Genomic DNA, 17500 nt, shown 5'->3' with positions numbered 1-17500 from the left:
GCGTGTTCGAATGAACCAGGATATCCAGTATGAAAAAGCACCTCCGAATCGCCGCGCTCACCCTTGCCGTGGCCGTCGCGACACTCGGCTGCTCCGCGCAGGCCGACCAGGCCACCGACAAACTCAAGGCGACCTTGCAGGCTCGTCTCGGCGACGACGCGACCATCAAGAGCATCTCGAAATCGCCGATTGCCGGGTTGTACGAGATCAACCTTGGCACGCAGATCGTCTATAGCGACGCGAACGGCGATTACCTGCTGCTCGGCGATATCGTCGACGCGAAGACCCGCAAGAATCTGACTGAGGCACGCTTGTCCGAAACCAACCGCATCGACTTTGCGAGCCTGCCGTTCGCGAACGCGGTGAAGGTGGTGAAGGGCAATGGCAGCCGCAAGATGGCGGTGTTCTCGGATCCGAACTGCCCGTATTGCAAGCAGCTCGAAACCACGCTGAAGTCTATCGACAACGTTACCGTGTACACCTTCCTGTACCCGGTGCTGTCGCCGGATTCGACGGTGAAATCGAAGTCGATCTGGTGTTCGTCGGACCGCGCCAAGGCTTGGGAATCGTGGATGCAGGACCGTCAGGCGCCGACCGCCGCAGGCACCTGTGACACAGCCGCCATCGAAAAGAACCTCGATCTTGGCCACGCCATGAACGTGGACGGCACGCCCACCATCTTCCTCGCCGACGGCCGCCGCCTGCCAGGCGCGGTGCCGGCCGACCGGCTGGACAAAGAACTCTCCTCGGTGCACTAAACTGCTCGCATCGTCAGACCGGAGGCGCACTTTGCGCCTCCTGCCATTTCTGGACCCCTGATTTTTCTAACCTACCCCGCCGATGAAGCCGATCCGCTACAGCATCGTTCCGAAGCAACCCGCCGCCCACCTGTTCGAAGTCACCATCACCGTTGCCGATCCTGATCCTTCTGGTCAGCGTTTCATGCTGCCGGTGTGGATTCCCGGCAGTTACATGGTGCGCGAATTCGCCCGCAATATTGTCACGCTGCGCGCGGTCAACGAGGCCGGGCGCAAGGTGCGGGTGGAGAAGACCGACAAGCAGACGTGGCAAGCCGCGCCGGTTAACGGTCCGCTGACGCTGCGCTACGAGGTGTACGCGTGGGATATGTCGGTGCGGGCGGCGCATCTGGACGATACGACGGGGTTCTTCAACGGCACCAGCGTGTTTCTTGCGGCCGTGGGCCATGAGGATGCGCCGTGTCTGGTGGACATCCAGAAGCCGGCCGGCCCGGCTTACCGGAGCTGGCGCGTCGCCACGGCGTTGCCGGAAGCGCGCGGCACCCGACGCTACGGCTTCGGTGAGTACAGCGCGCAGAACTATGACGAACTGGCCGACCATCCGGTGACGCTCGGCGAATTTGCGCTGGCGACCTTCAAGGCGCATGGCGTGCTGCACGACATCGTGATTGCCGGCCGCGTGGTCGCGCTCGATATGGCGCGTCTCGCCGCGGATCTGAAGCGCATCTGCGAAGCGCAGATTGCCTTGTTTGAGCCGAAATCGAAGAAGGCGCCGGTCGAACGCTACGTATTCATGACCCAGGCCGTGAGCGATGGCTACGGCGGACTCGAGCATCGCGCTTCGACTGCGCTGATCTGCAACCGGTCGGATCTGCCGGTTGAAGGCCGCCCGCAGACCACGGAAGGCTACCGGACGTACCTCGGCCTGTGCAGCCACGAATACTTCCACACGTGGAACGTGAAGCGCATCAAGCCGGCCGCCTTCGCGCCGTACGATCTGACGCGTGAGAACTACACCTCGCTGCTGTGGCTGTTCGAAGGGTTCACGTCGTACTACGACGATCTGATTCTGGTGCGCACCGGTCTTATCTCGCCGGAAGAATATTTCGCGCTGCTCGGCAAGGTGGTGGGCGGCGTGATGCGGGGCAGCGGCCGCCTGAAGCAGACCGTCGCGGAAAGCTCGTTCGATGCCTGGGTGAAGTACTACCGGCAGGACGAGAATGCGCCGAACGCGATCGTCAGCTATTACACGAAGGGTTCGCTGGTCGCGCTGGCGTTTGATTTGACGATTCGCGCGCAAACCAACAACCGCAAGTCGCTCGATGACGTGATGCGCCTTCTGTGGCAGCGTTTCGGACGCGACTTCTATCGCGGCAAGCCGGTCGGTGTGGCTGAGGACGAGGTCGAAGAGATTTTCGCCGAGGCAACCGGCGCTGACCTTGGCGCGCTATTCGAGCAGGCGGTGCGCAGCACGCGCGATCTGCCGCTCGAGACAATGCTCGAGCCGTTTGGCGTTTCGCTCGCTCCGGAGCGCGACAAGAACGCCACGCCAACGCTCGGCGCCCGCGTGCGCGGCGGCGGGGATTGCACGCTCGCCGCCGTCCACGACGGCAGCGCAGCGCAGAAAGCCGGGCTTTCCGCGGGCGACGTGCTGGTGGCGATCGACGGTCTGCGCGTGACTGGCTCGAATCTTGACGCGCTGCTCTCGCGCTATCTGCCGGGCGCAAAAGTGGAAGTGCACGCGTTCCGCCGCGACGAGCTGCGCACCGTGCAAGTCAAGCTGGACGGCCCTGAGGTGTCGCGCTATTCGCTAACCGTCACCGACCGGCGCACGGCGGCGCGCAACTGGCGCGAGCGTTGGCTGGCGGCCTGAAAGCGGCGAAACGTCCTTACAGTCTGCTTAAATCGCGAGATTCAGCGTCGGATTGTTCTACCCATGCAACAATCCTTCGCTGCCGCACGGCTTTTTCGCGGGCCGGTAAAAAAACACAATGGCTCCACTCGCGCAACACTGCGCGCCCCTACTGGAGTCAACCATGACCACGATCCTGCAAATCAACTCGGCAGCCCGCTCGCAAGGCGCTCAATCGACGCTGCTCGTCAACGAACTGACTGAGAAGCTGCAACAATCGAATTCGGGCGCGCAAGTCGTCGTCCGTAACCTGCAAGCTGAACCGCTGCCCCACCTCGACGATGCGATCCTTGGCGCGTTCTTCACGCCGGCTGACCAACGCACGCCGGAACAGGCTGCCATCTCTGCCCGCAGCGAAGCGCTGATCGCCGAACTGCAAGCAGCCGACATCATCGTGATCGGCGCACCGATGTACAACTTCGGTGTGTCGTCGCAACTGAAGACGTACTTCGACTTCATCGCTCGCGCTGGCATCACGTTCAAGTACACGGAAACCGGCCCTGAAGGCCTTGTGAAGGGCAAGAAGGTGTTCGTGGTTTCGGCACGCGGCGGCAAGTATCTCGGCACCCCGAACGACAGCCAAACGCCGTATCTGAAGGCCTTCCTGGGCTTCCTCGGCATGACCGACGTGAACTTCATCTACGCTGAAGGCCTGAACATGGGCCCGGATGCAGCGACCGCCGCTCTGGCCGGCGCACGCGAAGCGATCGCCGCGTTCTAAGGTTCGCGCGGGGGTGATCCGCGTCGTCGCGTGTCGCCTTTTGTTACTAAGCGAGCGTCTGCGCTTCGTCGGGCAGACGCCAGTCGATCGGCTGACGCTTGTGTTCGGTGAGGTACTCGTTAGCGAGCGCAAAGTGCCCGCAACCGAGAAAGCCCCGATGCGCCGACAGCGGCGACGGATGCGGCGCCTCCAGCACGTAGTGTGATTTGCCGCCGAGCAAGGCCCGCTTGGCTTGTGCGTGCGCGCCCCACAGCATGAACACGAGGCCGTCGTGACGCTGCGCCAGTTCGTGGATCAGCGTGTCCGTGCACTTCTCCCAGCCGCGTTTCGCGTGGCTTGCCGCCGAGTCGCGCTCGACGGTCAGCACGGTGTTCAGCAGCAGCACGCCCTGTTTTGCCCAGGCATCAAGGCAGCCGTGACGCGGCGGCTCGTGGCCCAGACTCGCGGCAATTTCCTTGAAGATATTGCGCAGCGACGGCGGCGGACGCACAGCCGGCGGTACCGAGAACGCCAGCCCGTGAGCCTGCGGTGTGCCGCGATCTTCACCGTGGTAAGGATCCTGGCCGAGGATCACGACTTTGACCTCGTCCGGACTGGTGAGGCGCAGTGCGCGGAATACGTCGGCGGGATAAACCGTCTTGCCCGCAGCGCGCTCGCCGTCGACGAAACGGCACAACGCGTCGTACGCATCGCTTTCGATGAACGGTCGCAGATGGGTTCGCCATGCAGGCGGCAACGCATCGAATTGGGCTTCGAGCGTGGGCGTAGACGTGGACTTCATGGATGACGTGGCCCGCGTTTGCGCTTCAGCAGGGTGATCGGACGATTCGTCGCCAAACAGCGAGGCTTGCGACGAGGGGGAACGGGTACGGGAGGCAGAGTTCATGACGCGCAAGTGTCGCAGCAAACGGGGTGTAGCTCAAGGCGTGCGGTCAGAGGGCATATTGCGGCAGCAAGCCTCGCGTATTGCTCAACGTTAGCGTTGAGGCAGAGCAAGCGCTCTTACTGCTCCCGCAGCCGATACCCGCGTTGCGCCTTGCTGACATCGTCCGGCGCGAGTCCGGGGACCTTGGCGCGGAGTTCGTCCGCCAGCGCATGCAGTGCGGCTTCGTCACCGCTTTTCAACTCAAGTTCGACTTCGAGAATCGGTGCGCGGCGCGTTTCACCATCGACGTCGGCGATCACATCGCCCTGATCGATTGCCGCTTCCACCGTGGCGCCGCTGTGCGCCACCTGCCACAGAGTGCGGGTGAAATTCGTACGGAACAGTTCGATCAGGTCCGGGGCGGCGCCGCGCAGCGCGGCGGCCACCGTGGGTTCGTCGCAGGCGTGCAGCAGCGCGTCGATCTCCAGCTTCTCGCCGGCTACCGGCATTTCCCACTCGTGTCGGCTGTGCATGCCGGCGCTTGCATTGCCGGCGGTCTTGAAGGTTTGCAGCCAGCCGTCCGGCGTGTGACGAAGGCGCAGCGCGCTTTTCGAGCGCGCCAACGTCAGAGCGGGCGTGTCGAAGTAGATATTGGCAAGCGCGATTGGACGGCCCGCGGTGCCGGTGCGTGCGACGAACCAGCGCGTCGCCGCGTCTATCTGGTCGGCGGCCAATGCCAGCTTGATTTCACGTTCCATGCCCATGGCGGTGTTTTCCTGGTTAGCTCAAAACGAAGCTCAGAAAAACATCCGCGCAAGTTCTGCGCCCGGTTCCTCGGCCCGCATGAACGCTTCGCCGACGAGGAACGTATGCACATCCATCTCGCGCAGGCGATCCACATCCGCGCGCGCCAGGATGCCCGATTCGGTCACGACGATGCGATCCTCCGGGATCAGGTCGAGCATGCCGATGGTGGTTTCGATCGATGTCTCGAACGTGCGCAGATTGCGGTTGTTAACGCCGATCAGCGGCGTCTTCAGCGTCAGCGCTTCCATCAACTCGTTCCTGTCATGCACTTCGACGAGTACCGCGAGCCCCAGCGAATGCGCGAACGCTTCGAGATCCTGCATCTGCGAGGTTTCGAGCGCGGCGGCGATCAGCAGGATCGCGTCGGCGCCCATCGCGCGCGCTTCGACGATCTGATACGGATCGATGATGAAGTCTTTGCGCAGGACCGGCAGGTCGCAGGCGGCGCGCGCTTGTTCCAGGTAGGCGGCGCTGCCCTGGAAAAACTGCACGTCGGTGAGGACGGACAGGCAGGCGGCGCCGTGCTTCGCATACGAACGCGCAATCTCAGCCGGCACGAAATGCTCGCGTAGCACACCCTTTGAAGGGCTCGCCTTCTTCACTTCGGCGATTACCGCGGCCTGACCCAAGGCATGTTTGGCGCGCAGCGCGCCGACAAAGTCGCGCTTGTCGCGCGCCGAGGCTTCGAGGCGCAGTTCCTCGAGCGGTGCGCTCAGTTGACCCGCGCGGACCTCCTGGCGCTTGACGTCGATGATGCGTTCCAGAATATCGCTCATAGATTTCTCGATACAGAATTTAGTGCTTGAATTGCTGGGTGAAGCGAACCAGATCGTCGACCTTCGCCCGCGCCTTGCCGTTTGCGATCGCTTCGCGCGCCAGTTCGATGCCGTCCGCGATCGAGGCCGCCACATTCGCAGCATAGAGCGCTGTGCCGGCGTTCAGTGTGACAATCTCACGCGCCACGCCCGGTTTGTTATCGAGCGCTTCGAGCAGCATCAGCTTGGATTCGGTGGCATCAGCCACTTTCAGCGAGCGGTTCGAGACCATCTGCATGCCGAAGTCTTCCGGGTGAATCTCGTACTCCAGAATCTCCCCGTTGCGCAGTTCGCCGACTTGCGTTGCCGCGCCCAGCGAAACCTCGTCCATGCCGTCCATGCCGTAGACGACCAGCACGTGCTTGGCGCCAAGGCGCTGCATCACACGCACCTGGATGCCAACCAGGTCCCCATGGAACACGCCCATCAACTGGTTCGGCGCGCTGGCCGGGTTGGTCAACGGTCCGAGGATGTTGAAGAGGGTCCGCACGCCGAGCTCGCGACGCACTGGGGCGATATTCTTCATGGCCGGATGATGGTTCGGCGCGAACATGAAACCCATGCCGGTTTCTGCAATCGAGGCCGCCACTTGTTCCGGCTGCAGATCGATATTGACGCCGAGCGCTTCGAGCACATCCGCGCTACCCGACTTGCTCGATACGCTGCGCCCGCCGTGCTTCGCGACCTTCGCACCGGCCGCGGCCGTGACGAACATCGTCGCCGTGGAGATGTTGAACGTGTGCGCGCCGTCGCCGCCAGTTCCGACGATATCGACAAAGTTCGAGTTGTCCTGCACCTCAACGTGCCGGGCAAACTCACGCATCACCGTGGCGGCCGCGGTGATTTCGCCGATGGTCTCTTTTTTGACGCGCAGTCCCGTGATGATTGCGGCCGCCATCACCGGCGATAGCTCGCCGCGCATGATGAGGCGCATCAGATGCAGCATCTCGTCGTGGAAAATCTCGCGGTGCTCGATCGTGCGCTGCAACGCTTCCTGGGGGGTAATCGTCATGATTTCGCCTCGGGTGATCAAGCGTTGCGCTTCGCTGAAGCGGCTTTCGACTGCTTCACGAAGTTCTCGAGCAGTGCGTGGCCGTGTTCGGACAGGATCGATTCCGGGTGGAACTGCACGCCTTCGACGGCCAGTTCCTTGTGACGCACGCCCATGATCTCGCCGTCGTCGGTCCATGCGGATACTTCGAGGCAATCGGGCAGCGACTCGCGCTCGATGGCGAGCGAGTGATAGCGCGTCACGACGAAGTGCTTCGGCAGGTCGGCGAAGACGCCTTTGCAGTCGGTTTCGATCGTGCTGACCTTGCCGTGCATGATGGTCTGCGCGCGCACGACACGACCGCCAAATGCTTCGCCGATGGCCTGATGGCCGAGGCACACGCCGAGTATCGGATACTTGCCCGAGAACTCGCGCAGCACGTCGAGCGTGATGCCCGCGTGTTGCGGGTTGCTCGGTCCTGGCGACAGGCAAATCCGCTCGGGATTGAGCTTCGCGATCTCGTCCAGCGTGATCTCGTCGTTGCGGTAGGTCCGAACGTCTTCGCCGAGTTCGCCGAAGTATTGGACCAGGTTGTAGGTGAATGAGTCGTAGTTGTCGATCATCAGCAGCATGGTCTGTCTCCGGTCAGAAGTCGCTATCGAGGCCGTCTTGCACCTGCTCGGCGGCGCGCAATACCGCGCGCGCCTTGTTTTCGGTCTCTTGCCATTCGGATTCGGGCACCGAATCAGCGACGATACCCGCTGCCGCCTGCACATACAGATTGCCGTTGGCGATCACACCCGTGCGGATTGTGATGGCCAGATCCATTTCGCCGGTGAACGAGAGGTAGCCGACCGCGCCGCCATACAGGCCTCGCTTGACCGGTTCGAGTTCGTCGATCAGCTCCATCGCGCGGACCTTCGGTGCGCCGGACAGCGTGCCGGCCGGGAAGGTGGCGCGCAGCACGTCGAAATTGGTGGTACCGGGTTTCAGCTTGCCTTCGACCGAACTCACGATGTGCTGCACGTGCGAGTACTTCTCGATCACCATCTTGTCGGTGACGATCACCGAGCCGATCTGCGCGATGCGGCCCACGTCGTTGCGCGCGAGGTCGATCAGCATGACGTGCTCGGCGATTTCCTTCGGGTCGTTCAGCAGTTCGGTGGCGAGCTCGGCATCGCGCTCGGGCGTGTTGCCACGCGGACGGGTGCCGGCGAGCGGGCGGATGGTGACGATACGATCCTCACCGCGCTTTTCCTGACGCACCAGAATTTCCGGCGATGCGCCGACCACGTGGAAGTCGCCGAAGTTGTAGTAATACATGTACGGCGACGGGTTCAGCGAACGCAGCGCTCGGTATAGCGAAAGCGGATTGTCGCGATACGGTTTCGTCAGACGTTGGCCGACCTGGACCTGCATCAGCTCGCCGGCGGCGATGTATTCCTTCGCCTTGCGCACAGCGGTGAGGTAATCGTTTTTGGCGAATTCGCGGTAGGTTTCGGTGCGTACGCTCGCCGAAGTCACCGGCGGCTGCACGGTCGTGCGCAGGCGTTGACGCAGATCGCGCAGACGTTGTTTGGCGCGGGTGTAGGCCTCGGGCGTGGTGGGATCGGCGTAGACCACGAGGTATAGCTTGCCCGCGAGGTTATCGATCACCGCGACTTCTTCGGTCAGCAGCAACTGGATGTCCGGCAGGTTCAGGTCGTCTGGCGGCGCGCTGTGCGCAAGTTTCTTCTCGATGTAGCGGACCGCGTCATAACCAAAATACCCTGCGAGACCGCCTGCAAAACGCGGCAATCCCGGCCGTTGCGCCACTTTGAAGCGCCCCTGGAATTGCTGGATGAAGTCAAGCGGGTCGCCTTCGTGCGTTTCGACCACGCTGCCGTCGCGCACCACTTCCGATACCCCGTTGCGGGTGCGCAGCAGCGTGCGGGCCGGCAGGCCGATGAATGAATAGCGTCCGAACCGTTCGCCACCCACCACGGATTCCAGCAGGAACGAGTTGGCGCCGTTGCGCTCGGGTTGCGCGAGCTTCAGATACAGCGACAGCGGCGTTTCCAGGTCGGCGAGCGCTTCGGCGATCAGCGGGATGCGGTTATAGCCCTCGTTCGCGAGGGACTGGAATTCGAGTTCGGTCATGTTCCGATCCTGTTCATAGGTCCGTGCGCGGCGTGCGACGGACAAAGCGGGGCGATGCGCTGTCTACGTGGCCGGTTTGGGCGAAGCCTGGTTTGGCGATGCTTAAGACAAGGTTAGGCCAACCGGCGCGAGCTTTCCCACGAAGCGTGTACGGGACGGGCGTGCCACCGTACCTAAGGTACACGACGGCCGCATGAACCGATGCGACGAGAACTACTGGGAAAGGCGCGTGAGCGCAGCGAAGCAAAAAACGGTGCCGAAGACGAGCTTCAGCGTACCTCAGGCGAGGTTAGCGCGACCAGCGACGCCAGGGCCAGGCTCCCCGGTCGATGCTGCTCAGACTCCGTTTTTTGTTCAGAAACATGAGGATGATGGACTTGTTAAGTCGATGTATGGTGAGCTGCGTGTTGCGCTGCAATGGCCTTGGCGGCTTCGAGCAGCGAGGCAACTATACCATCCGATTTTATTGTTTGTATAGCCTGGCCATGGTTGTATCCGTAAGGCACGGTTAGCGTCGCCATGCCCGCTGCGCGGCCGGCCAGCGCGTCGTTTTCGGAGTCGCCGATCGCTACCGTCGCCTCGGGCTCGACCTGCAATTGCGCGCAGGCGGTGAGCATCGGCAGCGGATCCGGCTTCTTTTTCGACAGACTGTCGCCGCCGAGCACGACGCTGAAATAGCTGGCAAGCCCGTATTGCTCCAGGAGTTCTACAGCGAATCGGTACGGCTTGTTCGTCACGCACGCGAGCTTGAGGCCGGCGTCGCGCATGGCTTTCAGGCCGGCCTCGACGTCCGGGTACAGTCGCGTATGGTGGCCGTTGATCCGCGCGTACTCTTCCTGGTAGATCGCGAGTGCCTCGTCGAAGCGGTCCTGTGCCAGGGCCGCCTCGAAGCGCGGCGCGAGCACGCTGCGGATCAGATGCTCCGAGCCCTTGCCGACATAACCCACCACTTCCTCGCGCGAGGTTTCCGCCGCATCGAGTTGGGCGAGCATGCCGTTCAGACCTGCTGTGAAGTCGTCGGCGGTGTCGACCATCGTGCCGTCCAGGTCGATGATCGCCGCGAGAATACGCGGGCCGCTGAACACTGGCGCGGCAAACTGCGGCGTTGCGCTTGCCGTCATGCGCGCTGCTCGACTTTCGCCAGTTCGGCGCGCATCTCGGCGATGATCGTTTTGTAGTCGTGGTGGCCGAAAATGGCCGAGCCGGCTACGAAGGTGTCCGCGCCCGCTGCCGCGATCGCGGCGATGTTGTCGATCTTCACGCCGCCGTCCACTTCGAGATGGATCTCGCGGCCGGTTTTTTCCTTGTACGCGTCGATGCGCTTGCGGGCCTCTCGCAACTTGACGAGCGCTTCGGGGATGAACGACTGGCCGCCAAAACCCGGATTCACCGACATGATCAGCACCAGATCGACCTTGTCCATGACGTAATCGAGGTGGCTCAACGACGTGGCCGGATTGAACACGAGACCGGCCTTGCAGCCGTGATCGCGGATCAGCGACAGTGTGCGGTCGATGTGGTCCGAGCCTTCAGGGTGAAAGCTGATCACGTTGGCGCCCGCCTTGGCGAAGTCGGGCACGATCCGGTCGACGGGGCGCACCATCAGATGCACGTCGATCGGCACGCTGCAGTGCGGACGGAGCGCCTCGCAGACGAGCGGACCGATGGTCAGGTTCGGCACGTAATGGTTGTCCATTACGTCGAAGTGGATCCAGTCGGCGCCGGCGGCGATGACACTGCGGACTTCTTCGCCGAGCCGCGAGAAGTCGGCCGACAGAATGCTGGGGGAGATGCGGAATTGCGTCATGGCGGTGGCGGGCGGTAGGCGGAAAAACCCATTTTACCGTCTTGTGGATTTCCGGGCCGTGTCCGGACGGGACGGCCGGGTTGCGGGCATGCCGTGCATAAAGCAGAATGCGGGACAATAATGAAGCCTTTGCCGGCGCGCCTGACGGTATGGGCGCCCGAGCCTCTCGCAGCCTTTCACGACACCGTTTCACCAGACCGGAATCAGGATGAGCCAGTACGAATTCAGCGTAGCGGCGCAGGTCCAGTACCTGCCCGACGAGTCGGACCCGGAACGCCGTCAGTATGCGTTCGCCTACACGCTGACTATCCGCAACAGCGGTCAGGTGCCGGCACAACTGATTGCGCGCCATTGGGTGATCACCGACAGCGACAAGCACGAGCAGGAGGTGAAGGGACTCGGCGTGGTCGGTCACCAGCCGCTGCTCAAGCCGGGCGAGCAATTCGAATATACGAGTTGGGCCGTGATTGCGACGCCTGTCGGCACCATGCGCGGAGAGTATTTCTGCGTCGCCGAAGACGGCGAGCGCTTTGAAGCGCCGGTGCCGGAATTTGTCCTGCGCATGCCGCGCACGCTGCATTGAACCGGCGGCGTTGCTTTCGGTCTTTAAACAGCGCTAGCGTTGTTTGTCGCGGTTCGCTTTCTTCTTGCCGGACGACATATAGATAACGATGAAGACGACCAGGAAGAGCGCTATCAGCAATTCCGGTACGAGCATGAGCATCGGGTATTCGTCGAACAGATCAGACATGGCGGTTTCCATCAAGTACGAACATTGTAGGGGTTTTGTCCGGGCGGTCGGCGGCTGGCTGGGGGCGCTTTCGGTTGCGGTGATGCTGGCTTCGTGCGGAGGCGGCGGTGCGGTGCGGCCTTCCGGGCCGCCGACCGGCGCGGCGTTTGTTCCTGGTCAGGTGGCTGCGGCGAGGCTCACGCAGGTAGCGTGGCAACAGGTGCCTGGCTGGCAGGATGACTCGCTGATCGGGGCGACGGCCGCGCTGCGGCAGAACTGCGTGCGGCTCGCGCGTCTGCCGAACTGGCAACGCGCCTGTGCGGCGGCGGCGCAGATCGACGATCTGGATCTGACGAGCGCCCGCGCTTTCTTCGAAGCCTACTTCACCCCGTTCCAGTTCTCGAATACCGACGGCACGCTCGATGGACTGGTGACCGGTTACTACGAGCCGTTGCTGCGTGGCTCGCGGACCCAGCATGGTGTTTATCAGACGGCGTTATATCGGTGGCCGGCGGGTTATCGTCCCGGCGCTGAGATGCCGAGCCGGGCTCAGCTTGAGCGCTCGGGTGTGCTCAATGGCAATGAACTTGTCTGGGTCGACGATCCGATCGAAGCGTTTTTCCTGCAGGTGCAAGGGTCGGGACGCATCGTGATGGAAGACGGCAGCGTCATGCGGCTCGGCTTTGGCGGCACCAATAATCAGCCGTATAAGTCGATTGGGCGTTGGTTGCTCGATCGCGGCGAGCTGACGCCGTCTCAGGCCACGATGCAGGGGATCAAGGCGTGGGCGCGCGCTAATCCGACACGTGTCGACGCGCTGCTGGATACGAATCCGCGCTTTGTTTTCTTTCGAGAGATGCCTTCCGCGGAGGGTACTTCGGGCGGCGGGGCCGATGGTCCAATCGGCGCCTTGGGCGTGCCTTTGACACCGGAACGGTCGATTGCCGTCGACCCGTCTTCGATTCCGCTAGGGACGCCCGTGTTTTTGCAGACTACTCGTCCGTTGACCAATTCGCCGATGAACCGTCTGGTTTTTGCGCAGGATACGGGGTCGGCCATCAAGGGTGGTGTGCGGGCGGATTATTTCTGGGGCCTTGGTGATGATGCGGGCGACCTGGCTGGGAAGATGAGGCAGGCCGGGCGGATGTGGTTGTTGTTGCCGAATTCGTGATTTTTTGGGGTGGGGCGGCGGAGTGTGTGGATGGCTGTGGGCGATGCCGAGGCTGCTGGGCAGGTTGAGGTTAAGCGGTGTCGGGGCTGGAGCGCCAGGTCGCTAGAGCAGGCTTAGGCGGCTATCCACGACCGCCGGCACGCCCGCCTCGCTAGTACTGCCGCTATCTTCACCGCTACCTCCGTCCCCCGCTACCTCTCCCTCCGCGGACAACGCCGCCGGCGTTCTCAGACGCTCGCCTTACGCTTGTCCACGACACGCCGTGCTTTTCCCACCGAGCGTTCGATGCCGTTCACCGGTAACACGTTGACCACGGCGCTGATGCCGATCAACGCCTTGATGTCGTAACTCAAAGCCTGTTTTGCCGCGGCGAGCGCTGCAGTGTCGGGTGCTGTCTCGGGGCACGCTTCGACGTTCAGTGTCAGCACATCGAGCGGACCCTCTTTCGTCAGAACGATCTGATAGTGCGGCGCGAGCACGTGCCGTTTCAGCAGCAACTCCTCGATTTGCGTCGGGAAGACGTTCACGCCGCGCACGATCATCATGTCGTCCGAGCGACCGGTGATTTTTTCCATCCGGCGCATCGTTCGGGCAGTGCCGGGCAGCAGTCGTGTGAGATCGCGGGTGCGATAGCGGATGATCGGCAGGGCTTCTTTCGTCAATGAGGTGAACACCAGTTCGCCCAGTTCGCCGTCTGGCAGCACGTTGCCGGTTTCCGGATCGATGATCTCGGGATAAAAGTGATCTTCCCAGATGGTCGGGCCGTCCTTGGTCTCCGCACATTCCGATGCCACGCCCGGTCCCATTACTTCGGAGAGGCCGTAGATGTCGACCGCGTCGATGCCCATGCGTTTTTCGATCGCGCCGCGCATGTCGTTGGTCCACGGCTCGGCACCGAAGATGCCGATGCGCAGCGAACATTGGGCAGGGTCGACGCCCTGACGTTCGAACTCGTCGGCGATGGACAACATATAGCTTGGCGTCACCATGACGATGTCAGGGCGGAAATCCTGAATGAGCTGAACCTGCTTTTCGGTCTGGCCGCCGCCGAACGGAATCACGGTGAGGCCGGCACGTTCCGCCCCGTAGTGGGCGCCGAGTCCGCCGGTGAACAGGCCGTAGCCGTAGCTTATGTGCACCTTGTCACCGCGCCGCGCGCCGGCCGCGCGGATCGAGCGGGCCACTACGTTGGCCCATGTGTCGATGTCCCGCGCCGTGTAGCCCACCACCGTCGGTTTGCCGGTTGTACCTGAGGACGCATGAATCCGCGATACCTGCTCCTGTGGGACTGCGAACATTCCGAACGGATAGTTATCGCGCAGATCCTTCTTGGTGGTGAACGGAAAGCGCGACAGGTCCGCGAGCGTCTTCACCTCACCTGGATGGACGCCAGCCTCGTCGAATTTGCGCCGATAAACCGGCGAGTTCTCATAAGCGTGCGTGAGCGACCATTTCAGTCGTTCAAGCTGAAGTGCGGCGAGTTCGTCGCGGCTCGCCGTTTCGATCGGCTCGAGCGGGAGCGAGGTGTTCATCGAATGTCTCCTTGCTTCTTTCAGAATGGGTTGCGGTGCGCGCGACCGCCTTCGGCTTTGGGTATCGCGCGGGTTGCCGGTTCAGCTTTCTGTTGGAATCACACTGCCTCTAATCTGGGCAGATTTGCCGCGAAACATCGCTACGGTTTCGTCCGCGCGATTGGTGACACGAATGTCGTAAATGCCTGTTCGGCCGCTTAATGTCTGCTCGACGGCTTCGGCGGTCAGCACATCGCCGCCTTGTACCGGCCGCAGAAATTCGATCGAACAACCCGATGCCACCGTGCTGAGGTTGTAGCTGTTGCAGGCGAATGCGAACGTGGAGTCGGCCAGCGTGAAGATCAGGCCGCCATGGCAGATCTGGTGGCCGTTCAGGAAGTCGGGTCGCACCACCATGCGTAGACGCGCGTAACCGGGCCGGACTTCCAGCAGTTCCAGTCCTAGCGCGCGGCTGCAGGCATCGGCGGCGTACATGGCATCCGCGGTGGCACGGGCCAGTTCGTCGGGCGACAGCGCGGCGCCGCTGACCGGTCGGGGCGCGATGTTGACGGCTTGTTCGGGCTGTAAGGACATCTCAACGGCCCTCGAAGCGCGGTGCGCGTTTCTCGATGAACGCTTGCACACCTTCCGCGTAGTCATGGGATGCGCCTAGCTCGCGCTGCAAATCGCGCTCCAGGTCGAGCTGCTGATCGAGCGTTTGCGTGACGCTGGCGCGCATGGCGTGCTTGATCGCGGCGATTGCACGGGTGGGTTGTTGGGCGAGTTGGGCTGCCAGTTTGGCGGACATGGGGGCGAGGTCCGCGTCGTCGACGACTTGCCACACGAGTCCCCAGCTTTCGGCTTTCTCGGCGCTGAGTTTGTCGCCTGTCAGGGCGAGCCCGAGCGCGCGGGCCATACCGACGCGCTGCGGCAGGAACCATGTGCCGCCGGAGTCCGGCACCAGACCGATTTTCACGAACGCCTGGATAAAGCTGGCCGAACGTGCTGCGAGGACGATGTCGCAGGCAAGTGCGAGATTTGCCCCCGCGCCGGCCGCTGTGCCATTCACGGCGGCGATTACCGGCAGGGGCAACGCTTGCAGGCGACGGATCAGCGGATTGAAGTGAGCGTCAATCAACTCGCCCAGGTCGGTCATGGCGCCGGGTGTGAAGTCGAGGTCGGCAAGATCCTGCCCTGCGCAAAAGCCGCGGCCTGCACCGGTCAGCACAAGGGCTCGTGCTCCACCAGCGACGACTTCGTCGAGGGCGGCGCTCAGTTCCTGATGCATGGAGCGCGTGAAGCTGTTGAGCTTCTCGGGGCGGTTCAGCGTCACGGTGGCAACGCGGCTCGAAGCGTCGAAATCGACGCGGATCGCTTCATATGACATCGGCTTCTCCTGTCTCCTGCTAGCGTTTGAATGGCCATTGAGTGCGGTACAGCTGCTTCAGACGCGCTCAATGGCAAGTGCAATACCTTGGCATGTTAGGCGTGGTGGGCCGCGTATTCCATTCGGCCAAATGGCCTAGGACGCATCGACTCTTTCCGGCTTATGACTTTCAGCCGACTGCCGCCGGCGCCGCTTTCGGTTCAACATGAACACGACTCTGAACCACGCGGTAACGGTTTGCCACGAATGCTGCATCGGCGAGCGCTGCGTTGGCTGCCGGGTTTGCTCCTGTGCCGTGATAATCGGAGAATGCGGCCGACTGATTGACGAAAACACCGCCAGTCAGATTGATGGACAGCGCCACGCCGCCTTGGATCGAAGCTTCGTGAGCGGCTTCGATGACGGCTTCATCCGTGCTGTACACCGAGAGAGTAAGTGCGCCGTGCTCCGCGGCCAGCTTGCCGGCCAGCTGCAATGACTGCATCGTCGAGTCTGTCGCGACGACGAACGAGATTGGGCCGAACCATTCTTTGGAGAATTTCGCCGCGTCGGTGGCGGCGTCGAGTTGCAGGACAAGCGGCGTAAGCACGCGGGCGCCAGCAAAGGCAGGATGTTCGAGCGATTGGCTTTCCACCAGCACGCGGCCAAGCTTGCGAGCTTCGTCGACGCGCGTGGCGACGCCTTGATTCTGAATTGCGCCCAACAGTTCGACGGCGCGGGCGGGATCGGCAACCAGCTTTTGCACGGCTTCGGCGAGAGCCTGCGCGACCGCGTCAAAGCTGAGTGTGCCTTCGGCGATGCGGATGCCGTCACGTGGCACATAGATGTTTTGGGGCGCCGTGCACATCTGGCCGGAATAGAGCGCGAGCGAGAAAGCGATATTGCGCGCAACGGCCTTGATGTCGGCGACCGAGTCGATCACGATCTGGTTGACGCCGGCTTTCTCCGTGTACACCTGTGCCTGGTGTGCATGGCGTTCGAGCCAGGTACCGTTTTGCGTGCTGCCGGTGAAATCGATCAGCTTGATTTCAGGACGCAACGCGAGATCCTGGACCAGCGCACCGTCATCCGGGTTAGTAGCGAGCAGGGTGACGACGTTCGGATCGAAGCCGGCTTCCCGCAGAACGTCGCGCGCGATGCGCACGGTAATAGCGAGCGGCAGAATGGCACCCGGATGTGGTTTGACGACGACCGTGTTGCCGGTTGCGAGATCGGCGAACAATCCCGGATAACCGTTCCATGTTGGGAATGTGCAGCAGCCGAGTACAAGTCCGGTACCACGTGGCACGACGGTATAGCGCTTATGCATCGCAAGTGGCGGATTCTTGCCTTGCGGTTTTTCCCAGTGGGCGTCAGCCGGGATACGACGCAGTTGATCCCATGCGTAGACGACGGCTTCGAGTGCGCGGTCCTGGGCATGGGGGCCGCCTGCCTGAAACGCCATCATGAACGCTTGCCCCGTTGTGTGCATGACGCTGTAACCAATCTCGAAGCTTGCGCGATTTACGCGCGCCAGAATTTCGAGGCTCACGCCGACCCACGCTTTCGGGCCGGCGGCGCGCCAGCTTGCTTGTGCGACGGCCGCGGCGGCAAGCAGGGCATCGGGGTCGGCTTTGGGGTAGCGGATGCCGAGCGGAAAGCCAAACGGCGAGATTTCGGCTCCGACGGTTTCTCCGGTAGTCGGTTGGTCCAGTTTGAAGGCCTGATTCAGGTGCGCCTTGAATGCCACCTCGCCATCGGCGTTCGCTGTTTCCCCGTACACTTTCGGACTGGGCATCTCGACGAATGGACTCCAGTAGCCGCGCGTTTCGATGGCGGCGAGCGCCTTTTGCAACGTGTCTTCGTGCTTGGAAAATAGCGGGTGTGTCATGGCGAAATGGAAGCTG

Annotated in this window: 18 protein-coding genes; 5 read left to right on the top strand and 13 right to left on the bottom strand. The window is 62.5% G+C overall.

Annotation, left to right across the window (positions count from 1 at the left end):
- The first annotated feature begins 29 nt into the window (after positions 1-29).
- The 3 genes from BUS06_RS00960 (at position 30) to BUS06_RS00950 (ending at position 3391) form a co-directional block, all read left to right on the top strand.
- The gene (locus tag BUS06_RS00960; RefSeq protein ID WP_074262586.1) at positions 30-758 is read left to right on the top strand and encodes a DsbC family protein; all 729 of its coding nucleotides are present in this window, start codon (positions 30-32) and stop codon (positions 756-758) included.
- An 82-nt stretch (positions 759-840) separates the two neighbouring features.
- Positions 841-2631, top strand: coding sequence for a M61 family metallopeptidase (locus BUS06_RS00955; RefSeq protein WP_074262585.1), 1791 nt, complete (start codon positions 841-843; stop codon positions 2629-2631).
- Between the two features lie 163 nt (positions 2632-2794).
- Positions 2795-3391, top strand: coding sequence for an FMN-dependent NADH-azoreductase (locus BUS06_RS00950; RefSeq protein ID WP_074262584.1), 597 nt, complete (start codon positions 2795-2797; stop codon positions 3389-3391).
- A gap of 46 nt (positions 3392-3437) precedes the next feature.
- On the opposite strand, the gene BUS06_RS00945 is transcribed toward BUS06_RS00950, so the two are convergent.
- The 8 genes from BUS06_RS00945 to rpe all read right to left on the bottom strand — a co-directional run bounded on the left by BUS06_RS00945 (position 3438) and on the right by rpe (position 10815).
- Positions 3438-4277 (bottom strand): uracil-DNA glycosylase, encoded by an 840-nt coding sequence (locus BUS06_RS00945; protein WP_074262583.1) that lies wholly within the window; start codon positions 4275-4277, stop codon positions 3438-3440.
- A gap of 116 nt (positions 4278-4393) precedes the next feature.
- Entirely contained in the window at positions 4394-5020 is a 627-nt protein-coding gene (locus BUS06_RS00940) for a CYTH domain-containing protein (protein ID WP_074262582.1), read from the bottom strand.
- 33 nt (positions 5021-5053) lie between these two features.
- Positions 5054-5839 (bottom strand): indole-3-glycerol phosphate synthase TrpC, encoded by a 786-nt coding sequence (gene trpC, locus BUS06_RS00935; protein ID WP_074262581.1) that lies wholly within the window; start codon positions 5837-5839, stop codon positions 5054-5056.
- Positions 5840-5858: 19 nt separating this feature from the next.
- Positions 5859-6890 (bottom strand): anthranilate phosphoribosyltransferase, encoded by a 1032-nt coding sequence (gene trpD, locus BUS06_RS00930; RefSeq protein WP_074262580.1) that lies wholly within the window; start codon positions 6888-6890, stop codon positions 5859-5861.
- A 17-nt stretch (positions 6891-6907) separates the two neighbouring features.
- Positions 6908-7501: an aminodeoxychorismate/anthranilate synthase component II gene (locus BUS06_RS00925; protein WP_074262579.1), complete on the bottom strand. Its 594-nt coding sequence runs from the start codon at positions 7499-7501 to the stop codon at positions 6908-6910.
- 13 nt (positions 7502-7514) lie between these two features.
- Complete coding sequence (gene trpE, locus BUS06_RS00920) at positions 7515-9008, bottom strand: anthranilate synthase component I (protein WP_074262578.1); 1494 nt, start codon at positions 9006-9008, stop codon at positions 7515-7517.
- Between the two features lie 380 nt (positions 9009-9388).
- Positions 9389-10129 carry a phosphoglycolate phosphatase gene (locus BUS06_RS00915; protein WP_074262577.1) on the bottom strand — a complete coding sequence of 247 codons (741 nt, stop codon included), beginning with the start codon at positions 10127-10129 and terminating at the stop codon, positions 9389-9391.
- On the bottom strand, positions 10126-10815 hold the full coding sequence (gene rpe / locus BUS06_RS00910) for a ribulose-phosphate 3-epimerase (RefSeq protein ID WP_074262576.1): 690 nt from the start codon (positions 10813-10815) through the stop codon (positions 10126-10128). The genes BUS06_RS00915 and rpe overlap by 4 nt, the downstream gene beginning before the upstream one ends.
- 208 nt (positions 10816-11023) lie before the next feature.
- Between rpe and apaG the strand changes: the two genes are divergently transcribed.
- Positions 11024-11398: a Co2+/Mg2+ efflux protein ApaG gene (gene apaG, locus BUS06_RS00905; protein WP_074262575.1), complete on the top strand. Its 375-nt coding sequence runs from the start codon at positions 11024-11026 to the stop codon at positions 11396-11398.
- Between the two features lie 33 nt (positions 11399-11431).
- On the opposite strand, the gene BUS06_RS38515 is transcribed toward apaG, so the two are convergent.
- Positions 11432-11566: a hypothetical protein gene (locus BUS06_RS38515; RefSeq protein WP_302050847.1), complete on the bottom strand. Its 135-nt coding sequence runs from the start codon at positions 11564-11566 to the stop codon at positions 11432-11434.
- Here BUS06_RS38515 and mltA point away from each other — a divergent pair.
- Positions 11565-12716, top strand: a complete 1152-nt coding sequence (gene mltA, locus BUS06_RS00900; RefSeq protein WP_254368714.1) for a murein transglycosylase A — start codon at positions 11565-11567, stop codon at positions 12714-12716. The genes BUS06_RS38515 and mltA overlap by 2 nt on opposite strands.
- A gap of 227 nt (positions 12717-12943) precedes the next feature.
- On the opposite strand, the gene paaK is transcribed toward mltA, so the two are convergent.
- From paaK to paaN, 4 genes are all read right to left on the bottom strand, one after another.
- On the bottom strand, positions 12944-14248 hold the full coding sequence (paaK, locus tag BUS06_RS00895) for a phenylacetate--CoA ligase PaaK (RefSeq protein ID WP_074262573.1): 1305 nt from the start codon (positions 14246-14248) through the stop codon (positions 12944-12946).
- A gap of 81 nt (positions 14249-14329) precedes the next feature.
- The gene (gene paaI / locus BUS06_RS00890; RefSeq protein WP_429411489.1) at positions 14330-14722 is read right to left on the bottom strand and encodes a hydroxyphenylacetyl-CoA thioesterase PaaI; all 393 of its coding nucleotides are present in this window, start codon (positions 14720-14722) and stop codon (positions 14330-14332) included.
- A 100-nt stretch (positions 14723-14822) separates the two neighbouring features.
- A complete protein-coding gene (gene paaG, locus BUS06_RS00885; protein WP_074262572.1) occupies positions 14823-15614 on the bottom strand; it encodes a 2-(1,2-epoxy-1,2-dihydrophenyl)acetyl-CoA isomerase PaaG in 792 nt (263 codons plus the stop codon).
- A 169-nt stretch (positions 15615-15783) separates the two neighbouring features.
- Positions 15784-17484 carry a phenylacetic acid degradation protein PaaN gene (gene paaN / locus BUS06_RS00880; RefSeq protein WP_074262571.1) on the bottom strand — a complete coding sequence of 567 codons (1701 nt, stop codon included), beginning with the start codon at positions 17482-17484 and terminating at the stop codon, positions 15784-15786.
- Positions 17485-17500 lie beyond the last annotated feature (16 nt).

Source organism: Paraburkholderia phenazinium (assembly GCF_900141745.1).
GTDB lineage: Bacteria > Pseudomonadota > Gammaproteobacteria > Burkholderiales > Burkholderiaceae > Paraburkholderia > Paraburkholderia phenazinium_B.
This window is presented reverse-complemented; position numbering and strand designations above follow the sequence as displayed.